At 58.8% G+C, this 1,540-nt stretch carries 1 rRNA gene; it reads right to left on the reverse strand.

Annotated features, from left to right (window positions below):
- Positions 1-1,540 (reverse strand): 23S ribosomal RNA (locus BLR02_RS28225); the annotation flags it as partial.

The raw sequence follows: 1,540 nt of genomic DNA on the forward strand, positions 1-1,540 counted from the left end.
TCTATCGGGCGATTAGGACCGCTCGGCTGCGTCGGTTACCCGACTTCGACCTGCGGCCTATCGACGTGATGGTCTATCACGGCCCTCGAGGGAGACCTCGTTTGGAGGGGGGTTTCCTGCTTAGATGCCTTCAGCAGTTATCCCGTCCGGACTTAGCTACCCAGCGATGCGGCGGGCGCCACAACTGGTACACCAGAGGTACGTCCATCCCGGTCCTCTCGTACTAGGGACAGATCCTCGCAAGTCTCCTGCACCCACGGCAGATAGGGACCGAACTGTCTCACGACGTTCTAAACCCAGCTCACGTACCGCTTTAATCGGCGAACAGCCGAACCCTTGGGACCTGCTCCAGCCCCGGGATGCGATGAGCCGACATCGAGGTGCCAAACCTCCCCGTCGATGTGGACTCTTGGGGGAGATCAGCCTGTTATCCCTAGAGTACCTTTTATCCGTTGAGCGATGGCCCTTCCACGCGGGACCACCGGATCACTAAGGCCGACTTTCGTCTCTGTTCGCGCTGTCGCGCTCACAGTCAGGCGGGCTTGTGCCTTTGCACTCAACAGCCGATGTCCGACCGGCTTGAGCCCACCATCGCGCGCCTCCGTTACCATTTGGGAGGCGACCGCCCCAGTCAAACTGCCCACCACGCAGGGTCCTGGCCCCGGTTAACGGGGCTCAGTTAGACGCCAGAAAGGCACAGGGTGGTATTTCAAGGTTGCCTCCACCAAGGCTAGCGCCCCGGCTTCATTGGCTCCCACCTATCCTACACAGTCCCTTCCTGGCGCCACTGCGAAGTTGCAGTAAAGGTTCATAGGGTCTTTCCGTCTAACCGCGGGTACCCCGCATCTTCACGGGGAATTCAATTTCGCTGAGCCCATGCTGGAGACAGTGGGGAGGTCGTTACGCCATTCGTGCAGGTCGGAACTTACCCGACAAGGAATTTCGCTACCTTAGGACCGTTATAGTTACGGCCGCCGTTTACCGGGGCTTCGGTTCGATGCTTGCACATCTCCCCTTGACCTTCCGGCACCGGGCAGGCGTCAGACCCTATACGTCATCTCTCGATTTCGCAGAGCCCTGTGTTTTTACTAAACAGTCGCCACCCCCTGGTTTGTGTCACCCAACCCTGCTTGCGCAAGATTGGGTCTCGCTTATCCCGAAGTTACGCGAGCAATTTGCCTAGTTCCTTCAGCATGGTTCTCTCAAGCGCCTTGGTATGCTCTACCAGTCCACCTGTGTCGGTTTAGGGTACGGTCCATAATGCCAGTGCTATTTCCCGAGCCGATCCAGCTGCACACCCAATCCAGTAAGGGCATACAGAACTTCACGGCTGTCACATCTGGCGGGCCAGGGAATGTTCACCCTGTTTCCATCGGCTACGGCTGTCGCCCTCGCCTTAGGGGCCGGCTCACCCTGCGCGGATTAGCCTTGCGCAGGAACCCTTGGACTTTCGGCGGGAGAGTTTCTCACTCTCCTTGTCGCTACTCATGTCCGCATTCGCACTTCCCATACCTCCACGGCCCCTCGCAGGTACCGCTTC

The sequence above is a fragment of the Belnapia rosea genome (genome assembly GCF_900101615.1).
Classification (GTDB): domain Bacteria; phylum Pseudomonadota; class Alphaproteobacteria; order Acetobacterales; family Acetobacteraceae; genus Belnapia; species Belnapia rosea.